Raw genomic sequence first — 19,287 nt, forward strand, 5'->3', positions numbered from 1 at the left:
TTTCAGGGAATTCATTAACGACGCCTGTTGTGCAATTTAAATAAATTCGCTGACAGGCGTTTGTTTTAGGGCAACGCCATTAATAATCAGTTTAAAGTAAGCTATTCATGAAAAGTACAATGATTGTATCAGCAGCGTTTCTGTTACTGGCAGGATGCGCTACCCAGTCAGAATCCGGCGCCAAGCAGGATGTTTTACAGTATGTGGACCCCTATATAGGATCCGCCGCACATGGCCACGTATTTGTGGGGGCCAGTGTGCCTTTTGGAGCCGTTCAGGTAGGACCTACCAATATTACCCAGGGCTGGGACTGGTGTTCCGGCTATAATTATTCGGACAGCGTGGTCAGAGGGTTCTCGCAACTGCATTTAAGCGGAACCGGTATCGGTGATTTAGGAGATGTCCTGATGATGCCTTACCTGGGACCGCTACGTACCATGACCGGTACGCAGCAGGATCCAACCTCCGGTTACAGCGCGCATTATAGTCATGATCATGAAACAGTTGCTCCCGGTTATTATAGCGTACAATTATCTGATAACGATATCAAGGTGGAACTGACCGCCTCCAAGCGTGTTGCCTTGCAGAAATATGAATTTCCCGGCACGGACAGTGCAAGGGTCATCATTGATCTGGAACAGGGCATCGGCTGGGATCAGCCGGTCCAGACGCATATCTCCCGGCTCAATGATACCACACTGGTAGGCTACCGGTTTTCAAAAGGCTGGGCCAATGATCAGCGGCTGTGGTTTGCCATCCGCAGCTCTGAACCGATCAACAGATGGGACGTGTTTGACTCCACGGCATTCAAATCCAATGATTCACTTACGGCAGTCAGGACCAAGGGGGTGATTTCCTATGGCAAAGACCTGAAATCCGTTTCCTTTAAAATTGGGATCTCTCCGGTGAGCACGCAAGGCGCCCTTGGCAATATCGATGCGGAGATGCCGGGATGGAATTTCGCAGCTATTAAAGACAGTGCTCAAAGCAGCTGGAGAAAAGCCCTTGCCACTATAGAAATCGAAACGCCGGATACCGCTAAAAAACGAATTTTCTATACCGCCATGTATCACTCCATGATTGATCCTGCTTTATTTAATGATCATGACAGCACGTACAGAGGTACCGACAAAAAGGTGTATGAGCATGCGCCTTTTGACAATTACTCTGTATTCTCCATGTGGGATACTTATAGGGCCCTGAATCCGCTTTACACCCTGATACAAAGACCGCGGGTGACAGATTTTATCAATTCCATGCTGGCCATATACAGACAGCAGGGTAAGCTGCCCGTCTGGCATCTGAACGGCAATGAAACCAACTGTATGGTTGGCTATAGCGCAGCACCGGTTATTGCGGATGCAATTGTCAAAGGCCTGGATGGCTTTGACAAGGAACTGGCCATAGAGGCACTGGTTAAAACCGCCACTAATGGCGAGTTCGGGCTTAATTATCTGAAGGATCTGGGTTATATTCCGGCAGATAAAGAAAACGAGTCGGTCTCCAAAGCGCTGGAATATGCCGTCGATGACGGCAGCATTGCGCTGGCCGCAAAAAAACTAGGCAAAACAGAGATCTACGATACCTTTAGTAAAAGAGCCCAGTATTATAGAAGATATTTTGATTCCACTACCGGCTTTATGCGGGGTGTGATGAGTGATGGCAGTTTCCGTTCTCCTTTTAATCCTTTCCAGAGCGTACACAGAGAAAATGATTATACGGAAGGCAACGCCTGGCAGTATATCTGGCTGGTACCTCAGGATGTACATGGCTTAATCGGTCTGTTTGGCGGCGATGAGCCTTTTGTCAGAAAACTAGACAGCCTGTTTGTGGTGACCGGCGATTTAGGCGCCCAGGCTTCCCCGGATATTTCCGGTCTGATCGGTATGTATGCCCAGGGTAATGAGCCGGAGCATCATGTCCCTTATCTGTATGCTTACGCAGGCCAGAGCTGGAAAACAGCAGAAAAAGTACATGAGATTGCTACTAAATTCTATACCGACAAACCGGACGGCCTCTGTGGTAATGACGACTGCGGTGAAATGAGTGGCTGGTATGTACTCTCTTCCTTAGGTTTTTACCAGGTAAATCCTGCCAGCGGCGTCTTTGTATTCGGAACACCTTTCTTTGATAAGGCAACCGTACATGTAGCAGAAGGTAAAACCTTTGTGGTGACGGCCGGCAGCCTGACGGATAAAAATATTTATATCCAGTCCGTTCAGTTAAACGGCAAGCCTTATACAAAATCTTATATCACCTATCAGGATATTATGAACGGAGGAACCCTGGAATTTACCATGGGGGCTACACCTAATAAGGATTTTGGGAAGGCTGCGGCGGACAGGCCTTAAGGAGGACTTATCATAAACAAAAGGACCGGCCCACCGACGGGTTTGTGTTGATTAAAAAATCCTTCATCCCTTAGGGGATGGAGGATTTTTTTTAAGCGGGAGTCTTCCTTTATAAAGGCCTCCGCTTCTTTTATAATTAGCAGCCTATACAATAAAAGCAGCCCTGATGATACCATTATCAGAAGGGCTGCTTTGTTATTTATCCGGGTTGTGTACCGGACTATACTTAATTGCTAAAAAATGAAAGGCTGTATTTCTAAGGATAATCCGCAGATCAGGCCTTACTGGCTGCGTCACTGGCATTGTCGGCCGCATTTTTTGCCGCGTCCGCTGCCGCGCTGGCTGCATCGCTTGCTTTTTTTGCCGCAGCTGCACTAGCGTCCGCTTCAGAACTGTGGATTTTACTTTTTAAGTTTTCCGTGGCGTCTTCTGCCTTATCCTTCAGGTTTTCCCAGGCATCACCGGCTTTATCACTCAGATCAGCGGTTTTTTCTTTCACCGTATCCAAAGCTTCACCTGCTTTTTCTTTCGTGGCATCCCAGATGTCCTCTGCCTTATCTTCAATATTATCCCAGGTTTCAGCGGCCTTATCCTTTAAATGGCCCAGGCCTTCTTTGGCTTTGTCAAAAAAGCTTTTTTCTTCCTGCTGATTATTTTGTTCGCTCATAAAATCGGGTTTAAATAGGTTTAAAAAATGAATTTGCTCAACAAATTAATGAATATCAAACTAATTCAGTGTTTTTAAGCATTAATATTTCGTTATTTCTAAGGATTTTCCACTGTCTAATGAGTAACACAATTCTCTTACAGGTAGATAAAACGACCGCCCTGCTGGTGGCATGATGCTGCCTGCAGGGTGGTCGGAACTTATAATGAGTTAAGAAGTATTACTGAATCACTTTCTCAATATGGGAGAACTGTCCCTGGTTGTTTATGCCTTCCAGGATAATCCGGTAGGATTTAGTGATGTCATTATTGAAGAATTTAAGCCGGAGTTCATGATCCTGAGGGGTGGTCATGATCAGGGAGTTCCAGTACAGCGTAGCCCGGCTGTCCAGCTTGCTTAAATCCTGTGTCAGGCTCAGGTAATCCGGGACATAAAACTCTTTAATGACGGAGTAGCCTGCAATGGTCTTATGCGGCATCCCTTCTCCTTTTTCTCTTTGTACGTCACCGCCTTTTCTGGTATATACCGCAATGGCGCCACCAGGGCTGCCGCCAAAACCACCCATAAAAGGAGGTCGGAATACCTTGACCATGGCAATATCATTCATACTGATATTGGAGAGCTGGCTGGCATCCTGAATAGGCATTTCATCCAGGAAGAGTGAAGGCGTACTACCTCTCCAGGTCATGGAAGGGGTGCCGCTCTGTGCATTGGAGATCTGCAGACCGGCCACGCGGCCCTGCAGGTAGCTGAAGATATTAAAGGAACTTTGTGCGGCAATATCATTCATCAGATCAAAGGTGTACCCGTTATCGCTTTTAAACAGGCCGCTGGCATATTTATCGTTAAGCTCTTCTGCCGGTGATTTTGCCTTTGCCTTAACCGTTACATCCTCCAGATTGGTCTCCATATGGGAGGCTGCCCAGTACTGATCAAAAAGTCTTCTGCTGGCAGCAAGACCGGAGGTATCGTAGACCCTGGCTTTGATGATATCATTTTGATCCAGTTGAATGGTGCCGGGAGATTTAAGACGGTCCGGCATAAAACTAATGGTAGCGGAGCGCTCCATCGGGTTATTTTTACCGGAGAACTTATAATAGACCTGCAGGGAGTCAAAGAAGATGGTATTCGGGTCATTAAAGGATCCGTCTTTTTGAAGTTGCACCATAATAAATCTGCCAGTGGTATCCGTTTTGGATTTGGCAATGGCTACCAGCGTGTTGTTGGCGGTAATCTGCGCGGGACTGGCTCCATAGACTTTTCCGGAGAAAGTCATATAACTGGTATCGGCAGGATAGGTAATCTTGGGATCTTCATGTGCGACTAGTTTTTCCCAGTTATATCTTCTCCATCCGTGTGTCAGCATGACAAGGTCCAGGTTCTCCCTGACCTCTTTGGTGGTATCGGAGAAATAATAAAAAGGATGATACACCCGTCCTTTAATCTGAGAGGTCAGCAGCATCCGGGAAATCAGATTGCTGGAACTGTCAGAACCAACGGAGGCGTCTGTCACTGCCACAGACAGGTTAGCCGGCACGGAATCCGGTACATCGATGACTATTTCATTTTGTCCTCTTTTGTCAAAACTAAGTTTAGAAAACCCGACCTCCGGATGAAAGACGGCCTCGCCGTTATTGACAAAAACAATCCTTTCGGAAACTGGTTTCCAGGCAGCGTCAAATAAAGTCAGCTGCAGGATCCCGCTGGGGAAGTTGGAGGTCGGAATCGCGCCGCTCACCATGGATTTATCCTCCAGTGATACATTGGCCATATAGACCAGCTGCTGATAGGTGGTCGCCACAATATGCAGGCTCTTCAGATTATCCGGTGCGTTTTCTGAACGCTGGATGGCAAACAGGGTAGAACCGGCTCCCGGTCTGGCCACAAGTGCGGCACCTGCAGCTTTTACTGCCGGAAGCTGCGTGGTATGGCTTTCTGATTTTTCATCTGTCCAGGTGGCGGTATATACATCTGAGGTGTTGGGCAGTAAATGAAAGCTGCCCATGCCGTCATGGTCGGGACTGATCTGAGCGACTTCATTTCCTTTAGCGTCTTTGACCACCCCTTTTACCTTGACGGGCTGGCCGTACTGGTCTTCTGCCATAAAGGCCACGCGGGTGTTCAACCCTGCAATCAGATCACCCCCTTCCGGGAAAAAATAAATTTTGGCCACATTTGCCGGCGGGGAGCCTTTGATGCGTTTGGAGGCTGGCTGGATAATCCCCAGATCATGGTTGAATAAAAAAGTCGTATCAAAATTGAGCATCCATTTGGTATAGGCTCTTACATGCAGCAGATTGCCGTGAATACTGTCAGGAACCGTAAACTGCCCTCTGGTGGTTCCGGCTGCTATGGGATAGGCATCATGGGCCAGCACTTTACCGGTTTCATCACTAAAATCCACATACAGGGTTTTGCTTAACTCATCGGGCATGATGCCGGTGATGATATAGGCCTTGAACCACACGTCCTCCTTAGGGGCATAATTATGTCGGTCAAACTGTAAATGGATTCTTTCCTGTGGGTATTTGGCAGCGTAGTTATTAATCAGGGTATCGATTCTTTGTGCACTGGCAATCCCTGAACAGATTGTCGTCCATAGTAGCGCAGTCAGCATGCTTAGCCTGAGTAATTTTTTTGCGTAACGCAGTGTCATGTACATAGTGGGTTTATAATGAATGTTTAATTGTACGTATTTAACAAAAAAAATATCCCTCTAAGTTAAGGGATATTTTTGTAGTAGCTCCCGCAGGCACAAAGGGAACTGATAATGTTTTCTAAAAAAAAGGGATTTTTAAGAAAGTTCGTTTGAGTCATGGCCTAAAACGGCGGCGCGTCATCAAAACCGGCGTCAAACTCAGGACCGTTCATACGGCTGGACATCACCTGAAAGCTGCCGCCGCCGTCCGCCTGACCGCCAAAGCCACCCGGACCGCCGCCAGAAGGCAGCTCCGGCCAACTGCCGCCCTTATTAAAGTTACCCCCCTGCGTGCCCAGGTCTTCAAATTTCTGGATATCCAACCGGGCTTTTAATATAATGGTTTCCAAAGAACCGTTACGGTGCTTCGCTATCTTGATATGGGTTTCACCTTCTATGGATTCGCCCATCTCATTGGAAGTGTTTTCATAATAATCCGGCCGGTAAATAAAGATGACCATATCCGCATCCTGCTCAATGGCTCCGGATTCTCTAAGGTCACTTAACTGCGGAATCTTGCTTTCCTTTCTGGATTCCACCGCACGGCTTAACTGAGAGAGGGCAATAATGGGAATCATCAGCTCCTTGGCCAGTACTTTTAAGTTTCTGGAGATGGTACTGATCTCCTGCTCACGGTTGGAGTTTTTATCACCGGAGCCACTCATCAGCTGCAGATAGTCGATGATAATCATGCCGACCTTGTTTTTATTGACCAGCCTTCTGGCCTTGGCTCTGAACTCAAAGATGTTCAGGGCCGCGGTATCATCAATAAAAATAGGGGAGGTCTCCAGCGGTTTGATCCCTTTAGCCTGTAATTGCTTGTATTCATAATCCTCCAGGTTACCTCTGGAAATTTTCTCCAGTTTGATTTCGCTCTGGGCGGATAAGATACGCTGTACCAACTGAGCCGAGCTCATTTCCAGGGAGAAAAAAGCCACCGGGACGGGGTTGGTCGGATGCATGGCCGCATTACGCACCAGGTTCAAGGCAAAGGCTGTCTTACCCACCGCAGGACGGGCTGCCAGGATGATCAGGTCACTGGGTTGCCAGCCATAGGTTACTTTATCCAGACTCGGGAAACCACTGGGCACACCGGAGATTTCATTGGTCTGCAGCCTGAGTTTATCGATGCGTTCCAGCGCTTTTGCCAGCGCGTCTCCAATATCATCATAGTTCTTTTTCAGATAGTTATTGGTGATATTAAAGATTTTCTGTTCCGCATCATCCAGCAGATTAAAGACATCGGTACTTTCTACATAAGCTTCGGTAATGATTTCGCCACTGATTTCAATGAGTTTTCGCTGAATAAACTTTTCCAGCAGAATACGCGCATGGGTCTCAATATTGGCAGAAGATGCGACGGCCATGGTCAGTTTGGAGACATAAAAAGCACCGCCTACCAGGTCCAGTTCCTCGGTGGATTTTAATTCCTCCACCACGGTCAGCATATCAATGGGCATATTTTTCTGGGCCAGTTTTTCACAGGCCTTAAAAATACGCTGATGGGCATCTACATAAAAACACTCGGCCCGAATGATCTCAATAACATTATCGAAGGCTGCTTTTTCCAGCATGACCGCTCCTAAAATAGCTTCTTCCAGGTCTCTTGCCTGGGGAGGCACTTTGCCATACATCATGGTATTGATGTCGGTGGTCGGTTTTTTACGGCCGACCTTGCGGTTAATATTCGATAAATTGTCCATTTATATAAAGTAATTTTAGTATATGTTGTTAAATTGCCGGTTTTTTTGCGTAAAAATGCGGCATTTTCCCGGGTTAAATCCTGCAAAGGCCGCTTATAACCGCATCTGCAAGGCAGGTAACAATTTAATCATGAAAAATTAAAGTACCTGTCAATTTCAAGCGAATATAGCAAGGCTCAACCTGGGAAAAAACTTTGTTTCTCTTATTATTTTTACATATCCAATGCACAAAGATATTAACAGAATTCCTAAGTTTATGCACAAATAACAGAAACTTATGCACCAGATTTGTGTTTTTTACAGTAAATGTCTGCTTTTATGCACAAACGCCTGTGCATAAAGAAAACAGGTTTAAAAGCCGGATTCCCCTTGGATTTTGCCTATTTTTTACAGTCTTTACCAGGCTCCGATTCCGCAACAAGAACCGGCGAAAATACTTATGTCTGTTATTTTTACTTGGAAAATCATTAATTTTAGGTGAATTTTGCTTGCAAATGGATGCCAGTTGACGTAGGAAGCCTGGAAAACGAGTGATTTCAGGTGAGTAGCGTTTTTGTGTATAGTCAATCAAATACAAACAGCATCCATTATTCCCGGTTGGGCGAAACGAAGAAAAATAATGAAAATAGCAATTGTAGGGAGTGGAAGCTGGGCAACTGCCCTGGCTAAATTACTCACAGATAATAAAGTGGAGCTTTTTTGGTGGTTCAGAAATACGCCTGCCATGGAACATTTTAAGCAGCGGGGCCATAATCCTTCCTATTTATCTAAATCCTATTTTGATCTGAGCCGTATACGTTTCAGTGATTCTCTGGCGTATGTCATTGAAAATGCGGAGGCGGTTCTTTTGGCCACACCTTCAGCTTACCTGCAGCAGGCACTGGACGCTCTGCCAAAGGATGCTTTTGAGGGCAAATGGATTATATCGGCGGTTAAGGGTATTTTACCGGAAAAAACAGAACTCATCAGTGATTATTTAAAAAGGGTATTTGATATACCGCTGGAACGTTTTATTACCGTTTTAGGGCCTTGTCATGCGGAAGAAGTGGCCAGTGAAAAACTCTCTTATCTGACTTTTTCAGGGCTCAACGGTGAGATGACGCAGCAACTGTCCGGTTACTTTGAAACCCTTTATTTAAATACGCGTATCAATGATGATGTAATCGGCGTCCAGTATGCAGCTGTTATGAAAAATATCTATGCGCTGGGGGCCGGTATTGCCCATGGCCTGGATTACGGGGATAATTTTCTCAGTGTCTTTATTGCCAATGCTGCCAGTGAAATGACGAGGTTTTTGCAAAAAATAACGGCTACCCGGGCATTGTCCCAGAAACCTAATTATGCCAGTTCCGTTTATCTGGGTGATCTGCTGGTGACCTGTTATTCTCTTTATAGTCGTAACCGGATGTTTGGTACGATGATCGGTAAGGGCTACAGCGTAAAAGCCGCTCAACTGGAACTGGGCATGGTAGCCGAAGGCTATAATGCCAGTAAATGTATCCATGATTTAAATAGTAACCTTGCAGCAGAAATTCCGATTGCGCTCACTATCTATCAGATTCTTTGGCAGAATGCGGCAGCGGAATCGGCCTTTCTGGATCTGGAACGCATATTGATATAATATTGTTTTCAGTGTATGATATTTCAGTCATTCAATAGAATATATTCTGGTAATGTATGAAATCTCATACATTAAATAGATGGCCTTATTGAATCAATCTTGGTTCCCGTCCGGTCTAATTTTTTACTTTTTTTGAAAATCAGTCTGAAGCAATAATAACGGTTTTTCAGACAAACAGTTCCATGGCAATATGATCGGCAAAGTGCTTGCCCTTGCGGGTCAGTCGTAAATGATCCTGCAGACAGATCACCTGGCCGCTCGTTATGGCCGGCTCTGCCAGTTCCAAGAGTTTGTCTTTGGCTGCTTTGCCAAAACGCTGTTCAAAACTTAACAGGTCCAGTCCCGTGAGCATCCTTAGCTGGATCATGATCATTTCATTGATGCTGTTTTCCAGGCTGAGTTTCTCCTCCGTAAGCGCCAGATTTCCCTGCTTCAGGATTTTAATATATAAAGGGTTACTCTCAATATTCCAGCTGCGTGTTACGTCGCCATCATAACTATGGGCGGAGGGACCCAGTCCGAGATAAGGCAGTCCCTGCCAGTAACTGCTGTTATGGCGACTCTTGTGACCGGGCCTGGATAAATTAGATATTTCATAATGTTCAAACCCGTTTTGTCCGGCCCAATCCATCAGCAAATCAAAATGCCGGCTTTGTTTCTCAGGGTCTACCGGTGGAATTTTGCCTCTTTCAATCAGTTTAAAAAGAGCCGTTCTGGGCTCTACCGTCAGGGCGTAGGCGGATAGGTGATCCACGCCCAGATCATTTGCCTTTTTAAGGTTATCCAGCCATAAACTATCCGTTAAATAGGGGGTTCCATAAATCAGATCCAGCGATATATTGGATAGTCCTGCCTGCTGAGCCAGTATAACGGAGTTGCCAGCCTGACTTGTAGTATGTGCCCGGTTCATCCATTTCAGATCCTCTTGAATAAAGGACTGTACGCCTATGCTTAACCTGTTTACGCCAGCTGTCTGCCACTGCTCAAGCGCATTAGGGGTGATGTCATCCGGATTTGCTTCAAGGGTGATTTCAGCCGCCGGCTCTACCGGGTATAGGTCCTTGATTGTTTGAATCAGCTGAATGATCCAGTCCCCCGGTAAAATGGAGGGCGTGCCACCTCCGAAATAAATAGTTGAAATGGTTGGCGGCGTTTTCAGTATAAGCGTATCCGCTGGCGCCTGTTGGAAAAAGTCTTTTCTATAGCGGGCCTCCAGCAAAATACTGTCCACCATTTCCCTGGCATTAAAACGGGTCGTGGAAAAATGAAAATTACAGTAGTGGCAGGCTTTGCTGCAGTAAGGGATATGAATATAAATGCCTGCCATAATCTAAATAGAAGCCCAAAGGTAGTGGATCCGGACCAAATACCGGCTCAGAAAACAGGGGGTTGAAGTGGTGCCGGGCATTTGTCCTGGCGTTTCCACGAAAAAGCCCTGTTAGTGCAAGACGTAACAGGGCTTTATAGTTCAGATAGGTAGTCTAATGAAATAGACTAATCTTCTTCAGATTTTACTTTGCCTTTGTTCTTGGCAATCACCTCTTCAGAGATGTTGTTCGGAGCCGGAGCATAGTGATCAAATTCCATGGTAGAAGCGGCACGTCCGGAGGACAGTGAACGCAGTTGGGTTACATAACCAAACATTTCACTCAGTGGAACTTTAGCTTTAATCACCTGTGCATTACCACGGGTATCCATACCTTCCATCAGACCGCGACGACGGTTAAGGTCACCGGTTACATCACCCATATACTGGTCAGGAGTGGTTACTTCCACTTTCATGATAGGTTCCAGTAATACTGGTTTTGCTTTGCGACCGGCTTCACGGAAACCACTTTTAGCACAAAGCTCAAAGGACATCGCATCGGAGTCCACATTGTGGAAGCTACCGTCAAAGATGCGGATTTTCATATTATCAACAGGATAACCAGCCAGTACACCTGTAGACATTGCGGTTTCAAAACCTTTCTGGATAGCAGGGATAAATTCACGAGGAATAGAACCACCCACGATGTTGTTCACAAACTGGAAGTGCTTGCCTTCGTTTTCTTTCATCCATTCTTCTTCAGCAGGTCCGATTTCAAACTGGATATCCGCAAATTTACCACGACCACCAGATTGTTTTTTCAGTACCTCACGGTGCTGGATGGTAGACTGGAAGGTTTCTTTGTAGGCTACCTGAGGATTACCCTGGTTAACTTCTACTTTGAATTCTCTTCTCAGACGATCGATGATGATTTCCAGGTGTAATTCACCCATACCACGCAGGATGGTCTGACCGGTATCTTCATCTGTATTGACACGTAAAGTAGGATCTTCTTCTACCAGTTTAGCAATCGCCATACCCATTTTATCAACGTCGGCCTGTGTTTTAGGCTCGATGGCGATAGCGATTACCGGTTCAGGGATAAACATGTTTTCTAAAACAATCGGATGTTTTTCATCGCAAAGGGTATCCCCGGTTTTGATTTCTTTAAATCCGACAGCAGCTCCGATATCACCGGCTTCGATGAAATCTACCGGATTCTGCTTGTTGGCGAACATCTTCATGATACGGCTGATACGCTCGTTTTTACCACTTCTTACATTCAGTACATAAGAACCGGCGTCCAGGTGACCAGAGTATACTCTGAAGAATGCCAGACGGCCCACAAACGGGTCAGTCATGATTTTGAAAGCCAGCGCAGCAAAAGGTTCTTTTGCACTTGGCTTACGGGTTAATACTTTTTCAGGATCGTTAGGATCGTGACCTTCAATAGCTTCGATATCTGCTGGTGAAGGCAGGTAACGACAAACAGCGTCCAGAGCAGTCTGTACACCTTTGTTTTTGAAAGAAGAACCACACATCATCGGGATGATGCTCAGGTCGATACAGGCTTTTCTGATCGCTTCGTGGATTTCATCTTCGCTGATGCTGTTTGGATCTTCAAAGAATTTTTCCATTAAAGTATCATCATATTCAGCTACTGATTCGATCAGTTTAGCGCGCCATTCTTCTACTTCTTCCGCCATATCTTCAGGGATAGCCACCTCAGTATAAGTCATACCTTCAGTAGAATCATCCCAGATGATACCAATATTTTTAATCAGGTCTACTACACCTTTAAAGTTATCTTCAGCACCGATCGGTAACTGCAGCGGTACAGCGTTTGCACCCAGCATTTCTTTTACCTGGTGAACCACGTTTAAGAAGTCAGCACCGGAACGGTCCATTTTGTTGACAAAACCGATACGAGGAACCTTGTAACGGTTGGCCTGACGCCATACAGTTTCAGATTGTGGTTCCACACCATCTACGGCGGAGAACAGAGCGATCAACCCGTCCAGTACACGCATAGAACGTTCTACCTCAACGGTAAAGTCCACGTGACCCGGAGTGTCGATGATATTGAAGCCGTATTTTTTTGTTTCAGCAGTCACCTGACCGTTGTTGGTAGGGAAAGGCCATTGGCAGCTAACTGCCGCAGAAGTAATGGTAATACCTCTTTCTTTTTCCTGTTCCATCCAGTCAGTAGTTGCACCACCATCATGCACTTCACCGATTCTGTGAATCATACCAGTGTAACGCAAAATACGCTCAGTTGTAGTGGTTTTACCGGCATCGATATGCGCAGCAATACCGAAATTGCGCTGTAATTTTAAATCCGCCATATAATTTTTGTTTTATAAATTGTTCAAAAAACCGCATAAAATGCCCTGAATCTGCCTTTTATTTGGTTTTTAAGGCGCAAAGGTAATAAAATTGAATGAAATCAACGTTAAATAATAGGGATTTTTGGAGAACAAAATTATAGCCTGCTACCGGGTACTCTTAATAGCTCCAACACGTTAATAATGCGGATACTATAAATAACAATTATTCGATTTATCGGCTCCCGGTCACTTAGCTGAATATATAGGGGCGTGTCATGAGCGGTATTTGTATTATTTTCCTATTTTTGCCGCCGTTATAGACTAAAGTGTTCTGTGGCGCTGTTCGTATAACAAAGGCAGGCTGCTTGGCTTGCTGATCATTTTTTAATAATATATCGTCTAAAATACGACCCAAGTATGTTTAATAATCTATCCGATCGTCTGGAATCGGCCTTCAAAAACCTCAAAGGGGAGGCCCGGATTTCTGAGCTTAATATTGCCACCACCCTTAAGGATATCCGCCGGGCTTTATTGGATGCGGATGTCAACTATAAGATAGCCAAGGAGTTCACCGATAAGGTGAAGGCAAAGGCCACCGGAGAGAAGGTTATTAATGCCATCAGCCCGGGACAATTAATGGTAAAAATTGTTCAGGATGAGCTGACGGAACTGATGGGAGGCCGGGAAGCCAGTTTTGACATCAGCGGCAATCCGACCATCATTTTGATCGCAGGTCTGCAGGGGAGTGGTAAGACTACTTTTTCCGGTAAGCTCTCTAACTTTTTGAAGACCAAAAAAGCAAAACGTCCGTTGCTGGTAGCGGCAGATATCTACCGGCCGGCAGCCATCGACCAGCTGCATGTCCTGGGAGAACAGGTGGGCGTTGAGGTGTACAGTGAAAGGGAAAACAAGGACGCAGTCTCCATCGCTAAAAACGCGCTGGCCTATGCCAAGGAGCACGCCAAGAACGTTATCATCATCGATACGGCCGGTCGTCTGGCAGTAGATGAGGTAATGATGACCGAGGTCGCTAATATTAAAAACGCCATTAACCCGAATGAAATCCTCTTTGTCGTAGATTCCATGACAGGCCAGGATGCGGTCAATACCGCCAAGGCCTTTAACGACCGTCTGGATTTTACAGGAGTAGTACTGACTAAACTGGACGGGGATACCCGTGGTGGTGCGGCCCTGAGTATTCAATATACCGTCAATAAGCCCATTAAGTTTGTCTCCAGCGGTGAGAAGATGGATACCCTGGATGTTTTCTATCCGGACAGAATGGCGCAGCGTATTTTAGGGATGGGGGATATCACCTCCCTGGTAGAAAAGGCCCAGGAGCAATTCGATGAAGAGAAAGCCAAGAAGCTGGAAAAGAAGATCAGGAAAAATCAATTTGATTTTCAGGATTTTATCGATCAGTTACAGCAGATCAAACGCATGGGTAACTTAAAGGACATCATGGGGATGCTGCCCGGCGTAGGTAAAGCGATCAAGGATGTGGATATCAGCGATGACGCCTTTAAAGGCGTGGAAGCCATTATTAACTCCATGACGCCCTACGAAAGAGCCAACCCTGACAGTATTGATCCTTCCCGTCGCCAGAGAATTGCCAAGGGGTCTGGCAAACAACTCCAGGAGGTCAATGCTTTCATGAAGCAGTTTGACCAGATGCGTCAGATGATGAAAATGTTTAATAAAATGCCGATGGCAGGAATGATGGGCGGCATGGGCGGTCTTAAGCGAAGGTAGCATCGTTTAGTGGCCGGTTGCTGCCCCGGAAATTCAGGCAGAGACCTTTTATTTCAGTAAAAATGCAGGCTGGCCGTGCAAAAAAAATATACGCAGGGCAGGAGATACTTGTTTAATCTCCTGTCCTTAATAATTTAATTCCTTAAAAATCAACTGGCTTACCGCCAGATATTGTACCTTTAACTGCATAATCTTTTCGGTTTTTTAATTGGATGATGATTAAAATTTTATTCCTATGATTCAACGTATTCAGTCTTTTTGGCTGTTAGTGGTTGTGATACTGGCAGCGCTTTCCCTGAAATTTGGTTTTTATGTAGGCACCTGGTTAAATGAAGGTGTGCAGCATCCGCAGATCGTGTTAAACGGGCATAACCCTTCTATTTTGGTGTTTGCGGCCACGGTGGTGATCATTGTGGTGAGTCTGATTACCATCTTTATGTATAAGAACCGAAAACAGCAGATGTTGCTGTCGGTGGTGGATCTGATCTTAAGCCTGGGGTTATATTATTTTTACTACCAGGAGATTCAGGCGCATTATCTGCCGGGCAGCGGGACCCTGGCTTTGACCTCCGTATTTGTCTTTCTGATCCCGGTCTTTATCATTATGGCTATCCGGGGCATCAGCCGGGATATGAAACTACTTAAAAGTGCAGACAGGCTCAGAGGATAGTCGTCATTATCCTGTTGTTGTAATATTATTGTAATTAGCATTGATGCGGTCTTACAGGTCTCTGTTTTTGCATTTAATTAAAAGGAGCGCTCCAAAATTGTTTAAAAGTCTTTATTCATGAAACGTATTTTTATTTATTTAATACTTGCCACCGGTCTTATGATCGGCACCAATAGTGCTGCCATGGCCTGGGGGCTTACCGGGCACCGGATCATTGCTGAAATCGCACAGCGTCATTTAAGTAAAAAGGCCCGGAAAAATCTGGAGAAACTTATTGGCAAAGCGCCCCTAGCGTTCTGGGCCAACTGGCCTGATTATATTAAAAGTGATACCACCGATAAGTGGACGCAGACCGGAAACTGGCATTACGTAGACCTACCCGGGCATCTGGATAAAGAGGAATTTACCCATGATTTGGAAGCCCTACAGGGAAAAAACCTGTATACACAGATTCAGCAGATGGAAAGCCTTTTAAAAAATAAGGAGCTGCCACTGGAACAAAGACAGATAGCCCTTCGTTTTTTAATTCATTTTATCGGGGATTTGCATCAGCCCCTGCATGTGGGCAGAGATGAAGACGCCGGAGGCAATAAGATCAAAGTTACCTGGTTCGGCAAACCCAGTAATCTGCATACCGTATGGGATAGCGAGTTAATTGATTATCAAAAATGGAGTTATACGGAATATGCCACCAATATTGATACGGTTAACAAGGATGAAATCATGCAGATCCAGGCAGGTAGCCTGGAGGACTGGTTTTACCAGTCTCATGAGCTGTCTGATGTGATCTATGATAAAACCCCTGATGGCTCCAGGCTAAGTTATAGTTATAATTATTTGTTTTTCGACCGGTTGAATGCCCAGTTATTGGATGGCGGGTTAAGACTGGCCAGAATACTGAACCAGATTTTGGATTAATCAGCCCGGTTGATTCAGCGCTGAGTTGGATGCTGCGCAGTTTGTGCGGGATTATTAATGTGGAATATTAAAAAGGGGTAAACGTTAAAAGCTTACCCCTTTTTAATATTTTAAGTTTACAGAGCGTAATACTTTATTAACGGTCAAATTCATTATTCCAGTCAAAGGATAATTTATTGATTTTTTCCTGAACGGAATCTTTCAGACTTTCTTTAAAAGCCTTGTATTTATCTGCAAAATCATCATCTCCCGTCCCCAGGATCTGAGTGGCTAATAACCCTGCATTTTTGGAAGCGTTCAATGCGACGGTAGCCACAGGCACTCCATTGGGCATTTGTAAAATTGACAGTACGGAATCCCAGCCATCAATGGAGTTGGAGGATTTAATGGGCACTCCTATGACCGGCAGATGGGTCAAAGAAGCAATCATGCCTGGTAAATGGGCGGCTCCGCCCGCTCCGGCAATGATGACTTTTATCCCTCTGTCCGCCGCAGTCTTGGCATACTGGAACATTCTTTCCGGAGTCCGGTGCGCAGAGACAACCGTTAACTCATAAGGCACTTCAAAATGTTTTAAGATCTGCGCTGCATCCTGCATAAACTTCAGATCGCTGTCACTGCCCATGATTATGCCTACCAGCGCAGTAGGTTGTAAGTTATATTCTGCTGCCATGTTGTTTATTAAAAAGTTTAAGTTTTAATATATTGAAAATGAGGTATTTAATTAATTTCTTTTAGGCTTCTCGTCCTCATCTTCATCCTCATCGTCATCTTCGTCCTCATCATCTTCTTCATCTTCATCTTCATCTTCGTCCTCATCATCATCTTCATCATCATCTTCATCATCATCTTCATCGTCCTCCTCATCATCATCTTCATCTTCTTCGTCATCGTCATCGTCATCGTCCTCATCGTCCTCATCGTCATCCTCATCGTCCTCATCTTCCTCTTCTTCGTCATCCTCGTCATCGTCATCGTCTAGCTCCTCATCGTCCTCTTCTTCGTCTAGGTCTTCCACTTCTTCCTCTTCGGAATTTAATGCCTTTTCTGCTGTTGTTGATTGGGCTTCATCCTGTTCCAGATCTGCCAGTTCTTCTTCCTGGAGATTGTCGTCTTCCGGATTGTCATATGTCAATGCTGCGTCGGTTGCCTCTGGCTGCAGATGACTCAAATCAGGGTGCAGTTCGGCGTCTAAGTCTGAGGTCGCCTCCTGAAGGGCTTCCCGGCGTTCATCATCAGCCAGCTCCAGATCTCCGGTAGCATCCAAAGAAGAGGGATTGTCCGTATCCGGCCCTTCATCGAATTTACGGAATATGCCAAAATCGGCATTTTCTTCCGTAACTCTTTGTTGCTGGGTGGGTTCGATTTGTTCTGCCAGTACTTCTTTGATTTTTGGCAAATCGGAAGTGGTATTCAGCCCGAAATAATCCATGAAGCTTTTGGAGGTTTCATAGATGAGTGGTTTACCTGGTAATTCTTCATTTCTTCCGGAAATCACAATCAGTTCTTTTTCCAGGAGTTTTTGTACACTATAATCACTGTTCACCCCACGGATACTTTCTATTTCTCCTTTGGTAATGGGTTGTTTATAGGCAATGATGGATAAGGTTTCCATGGCAGCATTGGAGAGCTTTTTTAAGAATTTACCTCCGTTAAGCTGGGCGATCGTGGTATGGAAAGCCGGTTTACTTAAAAACTGCCAGCCTCCGCCACTTTGAAAAACTTCAAAGGGATAAAAATCTGAACTGTATTTTTCCCGTATTCCTTCCAGCGCGGTCTCTACCTGATCCAGGGTGATCTGTTCTTCCATAAACCCGAACGCGTTATTAATCAGATCGACCAGATCCAGATTCGTCAGCGGCCGGTCACTGGCAAAAATCAATGCTTCAATGTGGGGTATGATTTCACTTAACTCCATAACTTATCGTAAACTAAAACTGCAAGTCTAAAACTTGCAGTCTATAAAAGATTATAAATTGTCTATAACTAAAGATAAGGAGAAGATTTGATTTGAACGTTTTAAATCTTGCAATTCTGCTCCTTGCGTCCCGGAATTCCCCCCGCGCCTTTCTTATTGATTAACCCTGAAGGGCGGCTGCACCACTTACGATTTCGGTAAGTTCGGTGGTGATGGCGGCCTGACGGGCACGGTTATAAGAGATTTTCAGATTACGTAAAATCTCATTGGCGTTTTCGCTGGCCTTATCCATAGCGGTCATACGGGCACCATGCTCACTTGCCTGGGCGTCCAGTACGGCTTTATATAACTGAGTATTCAGGATTTTAGGCATTAACTGGGCGACCAGCTCTTCTTTTTCAGGATCGAAAATAAAATCTACGTTTTTCTTTCCGGCCTTTGCCTCAATTTTAGGAATCGGCAAGAACTGCTCTACGGCGTAGCGTTGAACGGCTGCATTGACAAATTCACTGTAAACAATATCTATTGCATCAAAAGTCCTGTCTTCAAAAGCCTTGATCGCTGCCTGTGCGGCCTGCTGTACATTTTCAAAGCTCAGGTTGATAAACAGATCCTTATAAGTAGCATCGGTTTGGTAACCGGCTTTGCTGAGTGCTTCAAAACCTTTTTTACCAATATTCCAGATCGTAACGTTGCCCTTATCCAGTGCTGCTTTATATTTGGTGGCAGCTGCATTTTTGGCGGCTTTTACAATATTGGCGTTGTAGGCACCAGCCAGACCGCGGTCGCTGGTAATAACAATCAACAATACTTTTTCCACTTCCCTGTGTTCAGCTAACTGAATATTTGATTCACCACTCAGGCTGCTGACAATATTACTCAGCACTTCCTGCAGTTTCTGGGCGTAAGGTCTCATTTGTGTAATGGCTTCCTGCGCACGGCGTAATTTAGCCGCACTAACCATCTTCATGGCTTTAGTAATTTGCTGTGTGGATTGCACAGACTGGATCCTAATACGTACTTCTTTTAATTGGCCTGACATGGACTTTGAATTTGGCTGCAAAAGTAACCAAATACAATCAATAAGACAAAATTTGAACCCATTTTCAGGGGGAGGGGCCGGCAATTTTTTCCACAAAGCCCATATTAATGTGTAATTTCTCTGATTATCTGTCTGTTTGAGCGGTATTTTGGTTCGTTTATTTGCCCTAAGACTACCTCTTTTTAGCTGATTACAAACAAACGACTGCTATTTTAGCAGCTAATACCGCTCAATAACCGTTAAAATGGCTGCCGCTTTTATGGGGTTGACTCCTTGGTCCGGCATTTATCCGGACCGTGGACAGGGTGGGGCTT

13 protein-coding genes are annotated in these 19,287 nt (G+C 45.2%); 5 read left to right on the forward strand and 8 right to left on the reverse strand.

The genetic code is table 11. The features are described 5' to 3' along the window. The first annotated feature begins 107 nt into the window (after positions 1-107). Positions 108-2,351 carry a GH92 family glycosyl hydrolase gene (locus BLU80_RS02380; RefSeq protein ID WP_091392857.1) on the forward strand — a complete coding sequence of 748 codons (2,244 nt, stop codon included), beginning with the start codon at positions 108-110 and terminating at the stop codon, positions 2,349-2,351. A 274-nt stretch (positions 2,352-2,625) separates the two neighbouring features. On the opposite strand, the gene BLU80_RS02390 is transcribed toward BLU80_RS02380, so the two are convergent. The 3 genes from BLU80_RS02390 to dnaB form a co-directional block, all read right to left on the reverse strand. Next, positions 2,626-3,018, reverse strand: coding sequence for a hypothetical protein (locus BLU80_RS02390; RefSeq protein ID WP_091392861.1), 393 nt, complete (start codon positions 3,016-3,018; stop codon positions 2,626-2,628). A 220-nt stretch (positions 3,019-3,238) separates the two neighbouring features. Continuing rightward, positions 3,239-5,674, reverse strand: a complete 2,436-nt coding sequence (locus tag BLU80_RS02395; protein ID WP_091392863.1) for a TonB-dependent receptor plug domain-containing protein — start codon at positions 5,672-5,674, stop codon at positions 3,239-3,241. A gap of 164 nt (positions 5,675-5,838) precedes the next feature. Further along, on the reverse strand, positions 5,839-7,419 hold the full coding sequence (gene dnaB / locus BLU80_RS02400; RefSeq protein WP_091392865.1) for a replicative DNA helicase: 1,581 nt from the start codon (positions 7,417-7,419) through the stop codon (positions 5,839-5,841). Between the two features lie 619 nt (positions 7,420-8,038). On the opposite strand from dnaB, the gene BLU80_RS02405 reads away from it, so the two are divergent. Beyond that, positions 8,039-9,040, forward strand: coding sequence for an NAD(P)H-dependent glycerol-3-phosphate dehydrogenase (locus BLU80_RS02405; protein WP_091392867.1), 1,002 nt, complete (start codon positions 8,039-8,041; stop codon positions 9,038-9,040). A 166-nt stretch (positions 9,041-9,206) separates the two neighbouring features. Here the strand turns inward: BLU80_RS02405 and hemW are convergent, their stop codons facing one another. Then, positions 9,207-10,367 (reverse strand): radical SAM family heme chaperone HemW, encoded by a 1,161-nt coding sequence (gene hemW / locus BLU80_RS02410; RefSeq protein WP_091392870.1) that lies wholly within the window; start codon positions 10,365-10,367, stop codon positions 9,207-9,209. 167 nt (positions 10,368-10,534) lie between these two features. Beyond that, positions 10,535-12,691: an elongation factor G gene (gene fusA / locus BLU80_RS02415; protein ID WP_091392872.1), complete on the reverse strand. Its 2,157-nt coding sequence runs from the start codon at positions 12,689-12,691 to the stop codon at positions 10,535-10,537. A 399-nt stretch (positions 12,692-13,090) separates the two neighbouring features. Between fusA and ffh the strand changes: the two genes are divergently transcribed. From ffh to BLU80_RS02430, 3 genes are all read left to right on the forward strand, one after another. Next, on the forward strand, positions 13,091-14,425 hold the full coding sequence (gene ffh, locus BLU80_RS02420; protein ID WP_091392874.1) for a signal recognition particle protein: 1,335 nt from the start codon (positions 13,091-13,093) through the stop codon (positions 14,423-14,425). 235 nt (positions 14,426-14,660) lie between these two features. Next, positions 14,661-15,095 carry a DUF4293 domain-containing protein gene (locus BLU80_RS02425; RefSeq protein WP_091392875.1) on the forward strand — a complete coding sequence of 145 codons (435 nt, stop codon included), beginning with the start codon at positions 14,661-14,663 and terminating at the stop codon, positions 15,093-15,095. A gap of 117 nt (positions 15,096-15,212) precedes the next feature. Then, positions 15,213-16,013 (forward strand): S1/P1 nuclease, encoded by an 801-nt coding sequence (locus BLU80_RS02430; RefSeq protein ID WP_091392877.1) that lies wholly within the window; start codon positions 15,213-15,215, stop codon positions 16,011-16,013. Between the two features lie 136 nt (positions 16,014-16,149). Here the strand turns inward: BLU80_RS02430 and purE are convergent, their stop codons facing one another. The 3 genes from purE to atpG all read right to left on the reverse strand — a co-directional run bounded on the left by purE (position 16,150) and on the right by atpG (position 18,973). Then, entirely contained in the window at positions 16,150-16,686 is a 537-nt protein-coding gene (gene purE, locus BLU80_RS02435; protein ID WP_091392879.1) for a 5-(carboxyamino)imidazole ribonucleotide mutase, read from the reverse strand. 51 nt (positions 16,687-16,737) lie between these two features. After that, entirely contained in the window at positions 16,738-17,931 is a 1,194-nt protein-coding gene (gene scpB, locus BLU80_RS02440) for an SMC-Scp complex subunit ScpB (RefSeq protein WP_091392881.1), read from the reverse strand. A gap of 160 nt (positions 17,932-18,091) precedes the next feature. Then, on the reverse strand, positions 18,092-18,973 hold the full coding sequence (gene atpG, locus BLU80_RS02445; RefSeq protein ID WP_091392883.1) for an ATP synthase F1 subunit gamma: 882 nt from the start codon (positions 18,971-18,973) through the stop codon (positions 18,092-18,094). Positions 18,974-19,287 lie beyond the last annotated feature (314 nt).

It is taken from the genome of Arachidicoccus rhizosphaerae, assembly GCF_900107765.1.
Taxonomy (GTDB): Bacteria; Bacteroidota; Bacteroidia; order Chitinophagales; family Chitinophagaceae; genus Arachidicoccus; species Arachidicoccus rhizosphaerae.